This window comes from Bradyrhizobium sp. AUGA SZCCT0169, from assembly GCF_018130085.1.
In the GTDB taxonomy this organism is placed as follows: domain Bacteria; phylum Pseudomonadota; class Alphaproteobacteria; order Rhizobiales; family Xanthobacteraceae; genus Bradyrhizobium.
Genome location: NZ_JAFCMC010000001.1, coordinates 1 through 14040 on the forward strand (window position 1 = coordinate 1; position 14040 = coordinate 14040).

Genomic DNA, 14040 nt, shown 5'->3' on the forward strand with positions numbered 1-14040 from the left:
CATATGGATGCAAGCGATCCGATCAGACCGTCAAAAAACTCTTGTGGCACGGGGGCCGTCCACATATGGGTCCCGGCTCAAGGCCGGGACGACGCAAGAATTCGAGGGCCTCTCCGCCATGCTCACCGAAGCCTCCGACTACGAAACCCTGTACCGCAACTTCCGCTGGGACATCCCGGCGCGGTTCAGCATCGCGACCGCGTGCTGCGACCGTCATGCCGACGGCTCTGGCCGCCTCGCGCTGATCTATATCGACGAGGACGGCACCGCCACCAAGACCTCGTTCGACGAGGTTGCGGACCTGTCGCGGCGCTTCGCCAATGTACTTGAGGCCGATGGCCTCGTGCGCGGCGACCGCGTCGCGGTGTTTCTGTCGCAATCGCTGGAATTGCCGATCGCGCATCTGGCGGCGTTTCGCTCCGGCCTGATCTCGATTCCCCTGTTCGCGCTGTTCGGCGAGGACGCGCTGGAGTTTCGTCTCGGTAATTCCGAGGCCAAAGCTGTCATCACCGACGAGGCCGGCTGGGACAAGCTCGCAAAGATCCGCGACCGCCTGCCCGAGCTGAAGACCATCTATGTGATCGGCGATCGCGCGCCCGCGGGTACCAAGCCGTTCTGGTCTTCGTTGAAAGCCGCATCACCGGATTTTACGACCGTCGATACGTCGGCCGACGATCCCGGCCTGATCATCTACACCTCGGGCACCACGGGAAATCCCAAGGGCGCGCTGCATGCGCACCGCGTCGTGCTTGGCCATCTGCCCAATGTCGAGATGTGCCACGACTTCATTCCAAAACCCGGCGACCTGATGTGGACGCCGGCGGACTGGGCCTGGATCGGCGGGCTGATCAACGGACTGTTTGCCTTCTGGTATCACGGCGTGCCGCTGGTCGGGCACCGCGCGCGCAAATTCGAGCCGCAGGCGGCGATGGCGGTCATGGCCGAGCACGGCATCCGCAACGTGTTCCTGCCGCCGACGGCGCTGAAACTGATGCGGCAGGCCGGCGTGAAGAACGCGGGCGTAAAGCTTCGCAGCATCTTCACCGGCGGCGAGTCGCTGGGCGGCGAACTGCTCGACTGGGTGCGCGCTACTTTCGGCGTCGATGCGCATGAAGTGTTCGGCCAGACCGAATGCAATCTCGTCATCGGCAGCAATTCCAAACTGTTTCCGATCCGGCCGGGTTCGATGGGCCGGGCGACGCCCGGTTTTGACGTGCGCATCGTCAACGACCAGGGCGAGGAGCTGCCGCGTGGTACCCGCGGCGTCATCGGCGTTCGCCAGCCTTGTCCGTGCACCATGATCGAATATTGGCGCAATCCGGAAGCGACGGCGAAGAAGTATGCCGGCGAGTTTTTGCTGACCGGCGATCTCGGCGTGCAGGATGAGGACGGTTACTTCTGGTATGTCAGCCGCGAGGACGACGTCATCACCACGGCCGGCTATCGCGTCGGTCCGTCGGAGATCGAGCACACATTGATGAAGCACCCGGCGGTGGCGATGTCGGCGGTCGTCGGTATTCCCGATCCGATCCGAACCGAATCGATCAAGGCCTGGATCGTGCTGCGTCCGGGCTTTACGCCCAGTGACGCGCTGGCGCGCGAGATCCAGGAATTCGTGAAAGTGCAACTCGCCGCCCACGAATATCCGCGCTTCGTGCAGTTCGCGGAAAGCCTTCCGATGACCGCGACCGGCAAGGTGCTTCGACGCGAATTGCGGGCGCTCGGGTAACCTCTCCTCAAGCAAATCTATGCGGTAGGAAAATGCAAAAAACTGTGCCTCACGCCGCGGGCTTGCACCGCGCCTCGCTCAAGAAACTCCACGATTTGGACGCGGCGCTGGAGCTGATGTATTACGGCTGGCGCGGGATGACGCTTTCCGCCGATCAGTATCTTGCGACCCTTGGCCTGTCGCGCCCGCACCACCGCATTCTCTACGTGGTTGCCAGGCAGCCCGACGTGTCGATCGGCTCGCTGATTGAAATTCTCGGCATATCCAAACAAGCCCTGAACCGGCCGCTCAGCCTGCTGCTGGAGCGCAAGATGCTGACCTCGAGGCGGTCGCCCGAGCAGCATCGCTCCAAATTGCTGCGGCTGACGGAAGCAGGTAAACGCACGGAACAACGGGCATCGGACTACGAGCGCAAGGTCGTGAGCGAGGCGTTCGATCGTGTCGGCCCGCGTGGCGCTGCCGCGTGGATGGCCGTCATGGGGGCTATCGCCGACAGCAATTGATTTCTAAGGTCAATATCGTTGACTTGAAGATCGTGCCGTGACAACTTTCTCTGCAGTGATGCCGAGGAGGTGCGGGAGCTTGAGCAAACAGACGATGGACCGGGCCGCCGCCGGACGCTTTGTCGAGGCGTGGTGCGCAAGCTGGTGCAAGGTTGATATCGACGCTGTCGTCTCGCACTTTGCCGACGACGCGGAGATGCGTTCCCCCTTGGCCCTCAAACTGACGGATTCTCCTGTGGTCGCGGGCCTTGAGAACATTCGCGCCTACTGGCGCAAGGCTTACGGACACATCGAGAGCGCCGATCTGAAAATCCTGAGCTGGAGCTTCGACGACACCATCGCGCGCCTGACGGTCTGGTGGCAACTGGGCGACACGCGCGCCAGCGAGTTCATGGACTTCGACGCTGCCGGCCGTGTGGTGCGCAGCGAGGCCTTCTACGGAAAATAGCCATGTACGGAAAGTAACGATGCGATTTTCGGATTTCGTCCTGCTGCTCAACACACTCTGGTTCGGCGGCGCCTTCATCCAGTTCAGCATTGCCCAGAGCAATACGCTGAAAATACTGGTGCCCCGGGAGGAGCGCGGAAATCCGATCGCGCCGACCTTGTCGGCCAGCGTGGCGTTCCTGGGCGGAATCAATCTGCCAATCGGCCTGCTGTCGCTGTATCTCTTGGCCCGGCCGCCCTTCTTTGGGGCCGCTGACGCGCAGCTTGCGTTATTCCTGTTCTTTGCCGCGTGCCACTTCAGTCAGTTCGCCTATAACCTTCCGGTCCTGATGCGCGGGGGACGCGTCGGGGTGGCGTACTGGCCGGTGTTGAAGGGCCCGATGCTCCGGATATTTGTCATCGACGCGATCCTGTTCGTGGCAAATCTAGTCGTGGTCTTCCTGCTGCTGTCCTCCTAGCCGCTCAACTCCCCTTCAACGCACGCCGCAGCATCAGCGCCAGGTCGTTTCGCCGGTACGGCTTGTTCAAAATTTTCGCTTCGCTGTCGAGGCTGTCGAGCGGCTGGACCGGATGTTCGGTGTGGCCGGAAGTGAAAAGCACCTTGAGTTCTGGCCGCAGCCGCGATGCTTCCCTGGCAAGCTCTGGTCCGAACATGCCGCCGGGCATCACCACATCCGTAAACAGCAGATCGATCTCGCTGCGTTGGCGCAATACCTCCAGCGCCTCGCGGCCATTGCGTGTCACGATGACGCGATAACCAAGCTCCTTCAGCTCCTTCTCAACATACGCGCGGACCAGATCATTGTCCTCGACAACGAGAATGGTCTCGGTGCCGGCATGTGCGGCGAGCTGGTCAGCGGGCGGCGCGACGCCTCTGTGCGGGGCATTGATGCGGGGGAAGAAAAGCCTGACGGCGGTGCCGCGTCCCGGCTCGGAGCGTATTTGCATCGCGCCGCCGGATTGTTTTGCAAACCCATAGACCATGCTGAGGCCGAGGCCGGTGCCTTTGCCCACCTCCTTGGTGGTAAAGAACGGTTCGAAGGCGCGGCTGGCCACTTCGGCAATCATACCGCTGCCGGTATCGGTCACGGCCACCTCGACGTAATCGCCGGGCCGCGCCTCGCCATTGACGTCGAGGTCGGATTCATCGAGCGCGATGTTGCGGACCTCGACCGTCAGCCTGCCGCCCTGCGGCATCGCATCGCGCGCGTTGAGCACCAGATTGAGCAGCGCGGACGCCAACTGACCGGGATCGACGCTGGCGCGCCACAAGTCCCGATCGAGCAGGAATTCGCATTCGATATGTTCGCCCAGGGTCCGCCGCAACAATTGTTCCATGCCGAGAATTTTCTGGCCGATGTCGATGTCCTGCGGCGTCAGTGGCTGCTTGCGTGCGAAGGCGAGCAGGCTCCTTGTGAGGTCCGAGCCGCGCTCGGCGGCGGTGGCGATGCTGTCGGCGATGGTGTGCAGTTCCCGGTTCGCGGCCAGCTTCTCGGCGAGGTATTCCGCGTTGCCCAGGATGACGGTCAAGAGATTGTTGAAATCGTGCGCGACGCCGCCGGTGAGTTGACCCATCGCCTCCATCTTCTGGGATTGACTGAGCTTTTGATTGAGCTCGTCGATGGCGGCGCGCTGCCGCTCGAGCGACTCGGCGGTGCCGTTGAGCAGCGTCATCAGCCCGCCCAGTTCGCCGCCTGGGTGTGGCTCGGGAATCCGCGCGCTCAAATCGCCAAGGCCGAGCCGCCGCGCCATCCCGGCGAGCCGTCCGACTTGACGGCCGACGCCCAATGTCGCCAGCAGCCAGACGCCTGCGAGCAGCAGCAGCGAGGCCACCGCTAGCATCGCCAGATCCTCGTAGACGCGGCGGTTGGCGGCGGCAACCAGGCCGTCCTTGCGCAGCCCCACCATGATATAGAGGCCGGCGTCCCGGATCGAAGGCGAGCGGGCGACGGCCCATACATGCGTCCGGCCCTCAGCGTCTTGCATCTCGTGGAAGGGTTCGTGATTTGCTGCGGCCGCAAACCGGAACAGGTCCGAGTTTGCGATCGATGCGCCGGCGGGCGTGGTCCACCCCTTTCCCTGCGGGGCGACCAGGACGGTGCCTTTCCTGTCAACCAGCAGCACATCCTTGCCGTTCAGCAGGCGCTTGTCGTACTCGGCGAATTTGCGCAAGTTGAACGATGCGAGCAGGATGAATTTCAGATCGCCGGATTCCGAGCGGGTGGGGTACGCGATCTGCAGCACGGAGGTCCCGGTCAGCCGGCCGAACACCGGCTCCAGCGTGACGATACCGTGCGCGGTCAGGGCCTGTTTGAAATAGGCACGATCCCGCAAGTCGAGGGTGCGGTTGGTCCGCAGCGAGTCGCAGAACAGGGCGCCGTCAGGTGTGATGGTCAGGATGCCGGTGAACTGCGGGTATTCCTCGCGCACCGCGGAGAGGAAGGCCGAACAGGCCGCCTTGTCTGACGTGTCGAGGTCGCGGGCGCGGGCCAGACCGTAGTGAAGCTGCGCCGTGCCCTGAATTTTCTCGTCCAGATCCCTGGAAATATCGTCGGCCGTTGCCGACAAATTGGCGAGCGCCGCGTTGATTTCGCTGGCGCGATTTTGGGCGAAGCGCAGTCCCACGAGGATGGCCGGCACCAGCATGGCCGCGATAACGAGTATCAGTAGCCGGGTGCGCAGGCTCATCGGTCGGTAATTTTCGAGCTCGAATCAGACAGTTTCATTTTTAACTAATAATGTGCGGCAATCGTGTGCCGCTCCGTCCGCCGGGGATGGCAAATGCCCCTTGCGAAAAACCGGGCCGGCAGTTTTCAAATGGCTTCTATTGGAGTCCCTCGGAGCGACCCTACAGACTCTGGTCGGCTATCGCAATCAGGGCGGGTGACAAGGGAAGGAACGTGCTGCGGTTAACAGGGCTGGCGTCAACTCCACCGTCGTCCCGGCCTTGAGCCGGGACCCAAACGCCGCGGCCCATCGGTGAGAGCCCAGGTGTTAGATACCTTCCTCGACAACGAACGCCGCGGAGTATGGGGTCCCGGCTCAAGGCCGGGACGACATCAAGGCGTCCCGATCCCCATCGCCTTCAGCGCGTCCAGCATGCGCTGCGGCGGCGCCATCTTGATCGCGAGCGGCTGACCCGTCTCCAGCACGCTCTTGAGGCTGGAGAGGATCGCCGGCCAGCCCTGGCGGCCGCCGGAGAGGATATCGTCGCTGATGACGCGGTCGTGCGATTGCAGCATTGTCAACTTCACCGCCTCGCCCGCTTGTTCGATCTCGTACGTCACCAGCGTCGGCCCAAGCTTTTCGATCAGCGCCGGCCAGTTGACGTTGAAGGTGACGGTCAGCCGCCTCGGTGGATCGCATTCGATCACCTCGCCGCTGATATGCAGCGCGCCATCAGGCGTACGCACGATGTAGGCGCCGCCGACCTTCAGATCGACTTCGACGGCATGGCCGAAGAAATATTTTCTGCTGAACTCCGCCGTCGTCAGCGCCTGCCAAACCTTCTCGGGGGTCGAGGCGATGTAGATCGTGTAGACGATCGCGGGTTTGAATTTGTCGATGTTCATGACGCGCCCTCTATGCCGAGGCGGGCGACGAATTCCACCTTACTCATCACGCTTCTCCAATTGCCGTTTCAATTCGCTGAGCGCGGTGAGCTTGCCGCGCTCGAATTTTTTGATCCAGCGTTCACCGATCTGATGGATCGGAACAGGGTTCAAATAGTGCAGCTTCTCGCGGCCATGCCTTAACGTGGTGACGAGGTTGGCCGCTTCGAGGATTCCAAGGTGCTTGGTCACGGCCTGCCGCGTCATGGCGAGGCCGTCGCATAGTTCGCCCAATGTCTGTCCGTTCCTGGCATGAAGCCTGTCCAGCAGCGCGCGTCGCGAGGCATCGGCCAGCGCTCGGAAGACTTCATCCATGGCGGGGATAATAGGCAACCAAATGGTTGCATGTCAAGGTCTGCTAGGCGCGTTGGTAATGCGATGGAAGGACGGTGAGGCTGCTTTTCTTACCTTCTCCCACAAGGGGAGAAGGAAGAATGCACCGCTTCCATCTCCCCCGCTCACGTGCATAAATGGCGTAAGCTCCCTCCCATCCCGAGTTCCACCATGTCCCTCCAGGTCTATCTCGCTTTCGTCGCTGCCTGCATCGCGCTGGCGTTGCTGCCGGGTCCGGTGGTCACGCTCATCATCGCCAACGGCCTGCGCCACGGCACCCGCGCGGCGCTGATCAATGTCGCCGGCGCCCAGGTCGGCCTTGCCATCGTGATCGGCATCGTCGCGGTCGGCCTGACCTCGCTGATGGCGACGATGGGCTACTGGTTCGACTGGGTGCGTTTCGCTGGTGCGGCCTATCTGATCTGGCTCGGCATCAAGCTGGTTCGTGAGCCGGTGGTGGGCATCAAATCAGACGAACCGCCACCGCCGCCGCGCGGCGGCTTCTTCCTGCAGGGCTTTCTGGTGCTGCTCTCGAATCCCAAGGTGCTGGTGTTCTTCGGCGCCTTCATCCCGCAGTTCATGGACATGAAGCAGGACCACTTCCCGCAAGTGGCGCTGCTCGGCGCGACGTTCATGGTGACCGCCGCCATGACCGACGCGGTCTATGCGCTGCTTGCCGGCCGGGCCCGGCTTTTCTTCTCGGCGGAGCGCACACGGCTGGTGTCGCGGATCTCAGGCGGCTTCATGATCGGCGGCGGCATCTGGCTGGCGCTGACAAGGGCAAAATAGCACGCCTCGGTGGCTTCATCCTTCGAGACGGCCGCGGTGCGGCCTCCTCAGAGTCTGACTCAAAATGTCGCCAACGAAGAAGGACTTTGTAGTGAAACTCTTCATGCCCGGCCTTGTGCCGGGCATCCACGTCTTAGTTTCACTTAAGCAAGAAAGACGTGGATGGCCGGGACAAGCCCGGCCATGACGAGAAAGCGAATCATTTGCAGGCAGCTAGGAAGCGCCCGAAATTGCTGGCTCCTTTTTCGGTCAGCCTCTCAGGATGAGGTCTGAAGGATATTAGACCCTCATGGTGAGGAGCGCGCTCTTGCGCGCGTCTCGAACCATGAGGCCATTGGGTGCGCGGCGGTAATCCGTTTGAACTGCGGCGTCTCGACCGCGCAGGGGGAGAGGGAACGCAGCTTAGGTGTGGCGACTGAAATCTAAATCACCTGCCGCGACCGAAAAATCGTCTCGACCTCACCAAGAATGCGCGCCAGCCGGTCGGCCCACGCTTTCTCGCCGGCCTGATCCGAAATCAGGTCCTGGCGAATCTCGATGCCGGTGTTCATCAGGCCGCGCGCCTCGGCGTGAACGGGAATGGTGTAGTCGGTCTGGTCGCTGACCGCGTAGGGTTCGTTGTCGCCGACCACCAGATCAGACTCCGCGCGCAGCAATTGCAGCAGCAGCGGCGGCAATAGCTTGTCGCGCTGATAGAGCGTGCCGATGTGCCAGGGACGCGCGATGCCGGCATAGACCGGCGTGAAGCTGTGCAGTGAGATCAATATCGTCGGCATCTTCCGCTCTCGGCGCGCGTCGATGATCGCGCCGATACGGCGGTGATAGGGATCGAAGATCTGCGTTCGGCGCAGTTCCGCGGCTTCTCGCGCGATACCTTCATTGCCGGGGATCGTCGTGGTTTCGCTGATCAGCGGGATCGAGCTTGCGACATCAGGCGGGCGGTTGCAGTCGATCACCAGCCGCGAATAGCGCTGCGCGATCAGATGCGCGCCGAGATGTTTTGACAGCATCTCGGCGACCCCTGCGATGCCGATGTCCCATGCGATGTGCCGCACCAGTTCGCTCTCCGGCAATCCGAGATCGCCGAGCACGCGGGGGATCAAGCGGCCGTAATGGTCACAAGTGAGCAGAAACGGCGAGCGTCCCTCGGCATTATATTCGCGGACTGGGGGAACATCCTGAGATCCCAAGAGTAATGATGTGTCGCCGACGTCGTTCAAAACCATTTTTCCTTACGCATTGCCTATCGAAGCGGCATGTCGGCCTACAAATGAGCAGGTTTTTGTATAGATTAGCGGGCCCAGAATCACGATGATTGTTTGACGATGCCGTTACTCACGATTCATCACAAGACCGTATATCGCTACACGCACCCGGTGGCGTTCGGCGAACACCGCATCATGCTGCGTCCGCGCGACGGCCATGATCTGCGCGTGCTGTCCGGCAACCTCGCGATCGAGCCGCGGCCGATGCAGTTGCGCTGGATCCATGACGTGTTCGGCAACAGCGTTGCGATCGCAACCTTTGATGAGCGGGCCGAGACGCTGTCGTTCACCTCCACGGCCACCGTCGAGCACAACCCGGCCGAAGAGTTCGCGCTGACCGCTGATGATCCCGCCTATTTCTATCCGTTCCTGTACGACGAGGAGGAGTTTCCCGATCTTGTGCAGTTCATCACGCCGCAATATGGCGACCCGAATGGCGAGCTGTCGGCATGGGCGCGCAGATTTCTCGACGCCGAAGGGCCGACGCCGACGTTCAATATCCTCAGCGGCATGACCCATGGCATCCGTGACGCCTTCACCTATCGCAAGCGCTACGAGCAGGGCACGCAGCACCCGCTCGATACGCTGCAGACCGGATCGGGCACCTGCCGCGACTATGCGCTGTTCATGATCGAGGCGCTGCGGCGGCTCGGCATCGCCGCGCGTTTCGTCTCCGGCTATCTCTTCATTCCCGGCGACCGTGCACACGGCTATGTCGGCGGCGGTTCGACCCATGCCTGGGTGCAGGTCTATCTGCCGAGCGCGGGCTGGATCGAGTTCGATCCGACCAATGGCATCATCGGCACCCGCGACCTCATTCGCGTCGCGGTGGCGCGCGATCCGCGCCAGGCCATTCCGCTGCACGGCGCCTATCTCGGCTCGGCGGATGCCTTCGTCGGCATGGAGGTCAATATCAACGTCGTCTCCGTCATTGACGAAGCGCAGGCGGAAAAGGTCTGATCATGGAGATCAAGGTCGGCTTCGAGATTGCCTATGCTGCCGTGCAGCCGACGCCGATGGTGATCATGCTCTCGATCCACCCGTCGCGCTTTTCCGACATTGTCGGCACGGAAAGCATTGTCGCCGAGCCTGACGTGCCGATCGGTTTTTATCGAGACATCTTCGGCAATGTCTGCGGACGGCTGGTGGCGCCCGCCGGCGGCGTGACCCTGCGCGGCAGCGCGCTGGTGCGCGATTCCGGCCTGCCCGATATTGTCATGCCGACCGCGCAGCAGATCCCGATCGACCAGTTGCCGGACGAGGTGCTGCAATATCTGATGCCGAGCCGCTATTGCGAAACCGACAAGCTTACCGACGTTGCCTGGTCGCTGTTCGGCAATACGCCGGAGGGCTGGGCGCGGGTGCAGGCGATCGTCGAGTTCGTCCATAACCACGTGACGTTCGGCTACCAGCACGCGCATCACATGAAGTCGGCGCATGACGTCTACGAGCAGGGCGCCGGCGTCTGTCGCGATTTTGCCCATCTGGCGCTGACGTTCTGCCGCTGCATGAACATCCCGGCGCGCTACTGCACGGGTTACATGGGCGATATCGGCATCCCCAGGGATCCCGCGCCGATGGATTTCTCCGGCTGGTTTCAGGTCTATCTGTCCGGCCAGTGGTACACCTTCGACGCGCGGCACAATCACCCGCGGATCGGCCGCATCCTGATGGGCACCGGCCGCGACGCCGCCGACGTCGCACTGACCACGAGTTTTGGCCGGATGGACCTCGTGAAGTTCGTCGTCGTCAGCGACGAGGTGGTGGTGGCTTGAGGCTGTCTCCTTCGTCATTGCGAGGAGCGAAGCGACGACGCAATCCATTCTTTCTTTGCGCGGCGAGATGGATTGCTTCGCTTCGCTCGCAATGACGGGTATAGACACCGCCATGATTTCAGATCGTCTGTTCGTCTACGGCACCCTGATGCGCGGCTTCGACCATCCGATGGCGAAGCTCTTGTCGCGCAGCGCCGATTTCATCGGCGAGGCCACGTGTCGCGGCCGGCTCTATCCCATCAAGCATTATCCGGGGCTGGTGCTGTCGGACGATCCTGCCGACACCGTGTCCGGTGAATTGTATCGCCTGCGCGACCGCGATGCGTTGCTCGGCGAGTTCGACATGTATGAGGCCTGCGGTCCGGGCTTTCAGGCGCCGACCGAATATGTGCGGCAGATGCTGAACGTCACGCTTCATGACGGCAGCGCGAGCGAGGCGTGGACCTACGTCTACAACTGGCCGGTCACCGGCCTGCCGCGCATCGCGTCGGGGAAGTTTCTGGAAACGCGCTCGTCATCCTGAGGTGCGAGCCTTGCGGTGCACTTGCACCGCTGGGCGAGCCTCGAAGGATGGGCCACGGGCGCTTCTCATCCTTCGAGGCGCGCAAGAGCGCGCACCTACGGGTGAACGCAATTGCGTTCATCCCGGGGATGACGCGGGAACGTGCGAAGGTTCAGCCTCTAACCCGCCCCCAGCGGCTCCTGCTCCAGCCGCACGTCAATCTCGCGCTCGACGTAACTCCATTCCTCGGTCGCGCGCAGCATCGCAACCAGTTCCTCGAACAGCGCGGAATTCGCCGGGTCGTATTCGAACCAGGTCAGGAAATCGAAGGGCTCGCCGAGATCGCGGCAGTGGTAGAGCTGGCGGGCGATGGCGGGCAGGTATTTCAGGCTGGCCGCGATGTGCTGCGACTTGTCCTCGAAAATCCGGCGCCGCTCTTCCTGGGTCAGGTCCCACCACGCGGCGCTCTTCTTGATCGGGATCAGCGCCGCACAGGTCGCTTCGGGACGGCCAAGCCCGGCCTGCACCGCCACCAGCTTGTCCTTCTCGGCGCGCTCGGTATAGCGCACATGGCTGGCGACCCCGGCGAGCCGCCAGGAGGTCTGCGAGGGCAGGATCGGCAGCGCGATCGAGGCAGAATGGACGACCGACACCGCCGGCGTCAGCAACAGCTCGGCGCCCTTGACCGCGGCCTGCGACACCACCTGCCAGGCCCCGCTTTGCCCGCCTCTGAAGGTCGTGAACATGGGCCTATGGAAGCGTGGAACCGGGCCGGGTTCAAGATGTCATCCGGGCCATCCGGGATGGCGGGGCCTGTGAATAGCGGCGAGAAGCCCAATACGTTTCGTATTTCCCGCCGCCCGCCCTGTATCCATGGCCGGTTGGCCAACTGCTAGAATCCGGCCCAGCGAATCAAGGCCCCAATTCACCCATGCGCTTTACGCCCCAATTCCTCGACGAAGTGCGTGCCCGGCTTCTGGTTTCTGAAGTCGTGGGCCGGCGCGTCAAGCTGAAGAAGGCAGGAAGGGAGTGGAAGGGGCTGTCGCCCTTCCAACAGGAGAAAACACCTTCGTTCTTCGTCAACGATCAGAAGCAGGCCTGGTTCGACTTCTCGTCCGGCAAGAACGGCAATATTTTCGACTTTCTGGTTCAGACCGAAGGACTTTCCTTTCCCGAGGCTGTCGAACGCCTCGCCTCGATGGCCGGCATGGCGCTCCCTGCGGTGACGCCGGATGCGGCAAGGCACGAGCAGCGCCGCAAGACGCTGTATGACGTGATGGAGCTCGCCGCCAAATTCTTCGCCGACACGCTGGCTTCGCGGGGCGGCGCCAAGGCGCGCGGCTATCTTGCCGACCGCGCGATCTCGCCGGCGACGCAGCTGCAGTTTCGCATTGGTTACGCGCCCGGCGATCGCTTTGCGCTGAAAGAGTATCTCGGCGCGCAGGGCATCCCGACCGAGGACATGGTCGAGGCGGGGCTATTGAACGGCGGCGAAGACATCCCGGTGCCGTACGACAAATTCCGCGACCGCGTGATGTTTCCCATCACCGATGTGCGCAACCGCGTCATCGCCTTCGGCGGCCGGGCGCTGGAAAAGGACGTCCCCGCCAAATACATGAATTCGCCGGAAACCCCGCTGTTTCACAAGGGCGACAATCTCTACAACCTCGCCACCGCGCGGCAGGCCACGCATGACGGCGCGCCCTTGATCGTGGTCGAAGGCTATGTCGACGTCATCGCGATGGTCACGTCAGGCTTCAAAGCCAGCGTCGCGCCGCTCGGCACCGCGCTGACCGAAAACCAGCTGATGCTGCTGTGGAAGATGGTGGACGAGCCGATCCTTTGCTTTGACGGCGACAAGGCCGGCAAGAAAGCGGCGTGGCGCGCGGCTGATCTCGCGCTGCCGCATTTAAAACCCGGAAAGAGTCTGCGCTTTGCGCTGCTGCCCGAGGGACAGGACCCTGACGACCTCGCGCGCTCCGGCGGCCGCGCCGCGATCGAGGAAGTGATTTCGGCGGCGCGTGGTCTCGCCGATATCGTGTGGTCGCGCGAGATCGAAGGCGGCACCTTTGCAACGCCGGAGCGGCGCGCGGCGCTGGAAGCGCGGATCGGCGAACTTTCGAACGGCATCCGCGACGAAGTGGTGCGGCGCTATTATCGCCAGGATCTCTCCGAGCGGCTTCGCAACACCTTTGCGCCCGAAGGCGGCCGCGGCGGCTACGGCCGCGGCAATTTCGGCGGCGGCAATTTCGGAGGAAGACCCGGCGAATCAGGCCGCCGTTTTGCCGCCCGCAGCTTCACCCCGGGCCCGGCGGGCCGGGCGGCGCCCTATGGCGGCCGCGGGCAGGCGGGCTCCGCCAGCCAGACCATCAACCGCGGCCCCTACCAGGCGGCGAGCCCCCAGCTCGCCAACAGCCCGATCATGCGCGGCCAGCGCAGCGCGATGTCCCGCCGGGAAGCGCTGATTTTGCAGTCCCTGATCAACCACCCCTGGCTGCTGCACGACCATCTGGAGGAGGTGGCGGCCCTGGAACTGGCCCATCCGGAGGCCAACAAGCTCCGCGCCGGTATTATTGCGGCCTTTGCCGGCGACCATCACCATTCCCCCGATGTCGAAGAACAGGCCGAGAAAATGCGCGCCGATCTCGAAGCGCGCGGATTTTCGCAAGTTCTTCAAAGGGTTGGCGGCGCGATCACGACTGGGGCGGTGTGGGGCGTGCAAATCGGGGCCGCCCGCGAGGATGTTCTTTCGACCTGGCAGCAACTCGTTGCCTTGCATCAGAAAACACACGCCTTACTTAGGGAAAAGAAAGATGCCGAGCTGGCTCTGGGCGAGGAGTCCAGCGAGGCCAATCTGGCGTGGTTAAAGGACGTCAGCGCCCGTTTGGAGTCGCTGGACGGCACCGAGGCCCTGATTGAGGGTTTTGGCGAGCTTTCAGGCCGGTTCCGGCAAAGCGTCTGATTAAGCGTCAGATGAAAAAATGATGCGGACGGCTCGTGCCGGAGCCGTTAAAAGACTCGCCAAACCCATGGTTTGGCTGCAAAAACAGGGTTAAGCGAAGCTTAAGAGCCTTACGGCTAGTAGA

General features: G+C 62.7%; 14 protein-coding genes. 9 read left to right on the forward strand and 5 right to left on the reverse strand.

The window, feature by feature from the left end:
• Positions 1–118 precede the first annotated feature (118 nt).
• From JQ609_RS00005 to JQ609_RS00020, 4 genes are all read left to right on the forward strand, one after another.
• Positions 119–1729 carry an acyl-CoA synthetase gene (locus JQ609_RS00005; protein WP_212271576.1) on the forward strand — a complete coding sequence of 537 codons (1611 nt, stop codon included), beginning with the start codon at positions 119–121 and terminating at the stop codon, positions 1727–1729.
• Positions 1730–1761: 32 nt separating this feature from the next.
• Positions 1762–2232 carry a MarR family winged helix-turn-helix transcriptional regulator gene (locus tag JQ609_RS00010; RefSeq protein ID WP_212207696.1) on the forward strand — a complete coding sequence of 157 codons (471 nt, stop codon included), beginning with the start codon at positions 1762–1764 and terminating at the stop codon, positions 2230–2232.
• Between the two features lie 94 nt (positions 2233–2326).
• Complete coding sequence (locus JQ609_RS00015; RefSeq protein WP_212271813.1) at positions 2327–2680, forward strand: nuclear transport factor 2 family protein; 354 nt, start codon at positions 2327–2329, stop codon at positions 2678–2680.
• 19 nt (positions 2681–2699) lie between these two features.
• On the forward strand, positions 2700–3137 hold the full coding sequence (locus tag JQ609_RS00020) for a hypothetical protein (RefSeq protein WP_212207697.1): 438 nt from the start codon (positions 2700–2702) through the stop codon (positions 3135–3137).
• Between the two features lie 4 nt (positions 3138–3141).
• On the opposite strand, the gene JQ609_RS00025 is transcribed toward JQ609_RS00020, so the two are convergent.
• The 3 genes from JQ609_RS00025 to JQ609_RS00035 form a co-directional block, all read right to left on the reverse strand.
• A complete protein-coding gene (locus JQ609_RS00025; RefSeq protein ID WP_212271577.1) occupies positions 3142–5367 on the reverse strand; it encodes an ATP-binding protein in 2226 nt (741 codons plus the stop codon).
• A gap of 371 nt (positions 5368–5738) precedes the next feature.
• Complete coding sequence (locus JQ609_RS00030) at positions 5739–6251, reverse strand: SRPBCC family protein (RefSeq protein WP_212271578.1); 513 nt, start codon at positions 6249–6251, stop codon at positions 5739–5741.
• Between the two features lie 39 nt (positions 6252–6290).
• Positions 6291–6605, reverse strand: coding sequence for a helix-turn-helix transcriptional regulator (locus tag JQ609_RS00035; RefSeq protein ID WP_192736724.1), 315 nt, complete (start codon positions 6603–6605; stop codon positions 6291–6293).
• 189 nt (positions 6606–6794) lie between these two features.
• Here JQ609_RS00035 and JQ609_RS00040 point away from each other — a divergent pair, with 189 nt between their 5' ends.
• The gene (locus tag JQ609_RS00040) at positions 6795–7412 is read left to right on the forward strand and encodes a LysE family translocator (protein WP_212207701.1); all 618 of its coding nucleotides are present in this window, start codon (positions 6795–6797) and stop codon (positions 7410–7412) included.
• A gap of 422 nt (positions 7413–7834) precedes the next feature.
• Here JQ609_RS00040 and JQ609_RS00045 read toward each other — a convergent pair whose 3' ends face one another.
• The gene (locus JQ609_RS00045; RefSeq protein WP_212271579.1) at positions 7835–8638 is read right to left on the reverse strand and encodes an N-formylglutamate amidohydrolase; all 804 of its coding nucleotides are present in this window, start codon (positions 8636–8638) and stop codon (positions 7835–7837) included.
• A gap of 99 nt (positions 8639–8737) precedes the next feature.
• Between JQ609_RS00045 and JQ609_RS00050 the strand changes: the two genes are divergently transcribed.
• From JQ609_RS00050 to JQ609_RS00060, 3 genes are all read left to right on the forward strand, one after another.
• The gene (locus JQ609_RS00050) at positions 8738–9637 is read left to right on the forward strand and encodes a transglutaminase family protein (RefSeq protein ID WP_212271580.1); all 900 of its coding nucleotides are present in this window, start codon (positions 8738–8740) and stop codon (positions 9635–9637) included.
• A 2-nt stretch (positions 9638–9639) separates the two neighbouring features.
• Positions 9640–10452, forward strand: a complete 813-nt coding sequence (locus JQ609_RS00055) for a transglutaminase family protein (RefSeq protein ID WP_192736720.1) — start codon at positions 9640–9642, stop codon at positions 10450–10452.
• A gap of 112 nt (positions 10453–10564) precedes the next feature.
• On the forward strand, positions 10565–10975 hold the full coding sequence (locus tag JQ609_RS00060; RefSeq protein ID WP_212271581.1) for a gamma-glutamylcyclotransferase: 411 nt from the start codon (positions 10565–10567) through the stop codon (positions 10973–10975).
• Positions 10976–11133: 158 nt separating this feature from the next.
• Here the strand turns inward: JQ609_RS00060 and JQ609_RS00065 are convergent, their stop codons facing one another.
• The gene (locus JQ609_RS00065; protein ID WP_212271582.1) at positions 11134–11700 is read right to left on the reverse strand and encodes a chlorite dismutase family protein; all 567 of its coding nucleotides are present in this window, start codon (positions 11698–11700) and stop codon (positions 11134–11136) included.
• A 185-nt stretch (positions 11701–11885) separates the two neighbouring features.
• On the opposite strand from JQ609_RS00065, the gene dnaG reads away from it, so the two are divergent.
• On the forward strand, positions 11886–13916 hold the full coding sequence (dnaG, locus tag JQ609_RS00070; RefSeq protein ID WP_212271583.1) for a DNA primase: 2031 nt from the start codon (positions 11886–11888) through the stop codon (positions 13914–13916).
• Positions 13917–14040: the final 124 nt, after the last annotated feature.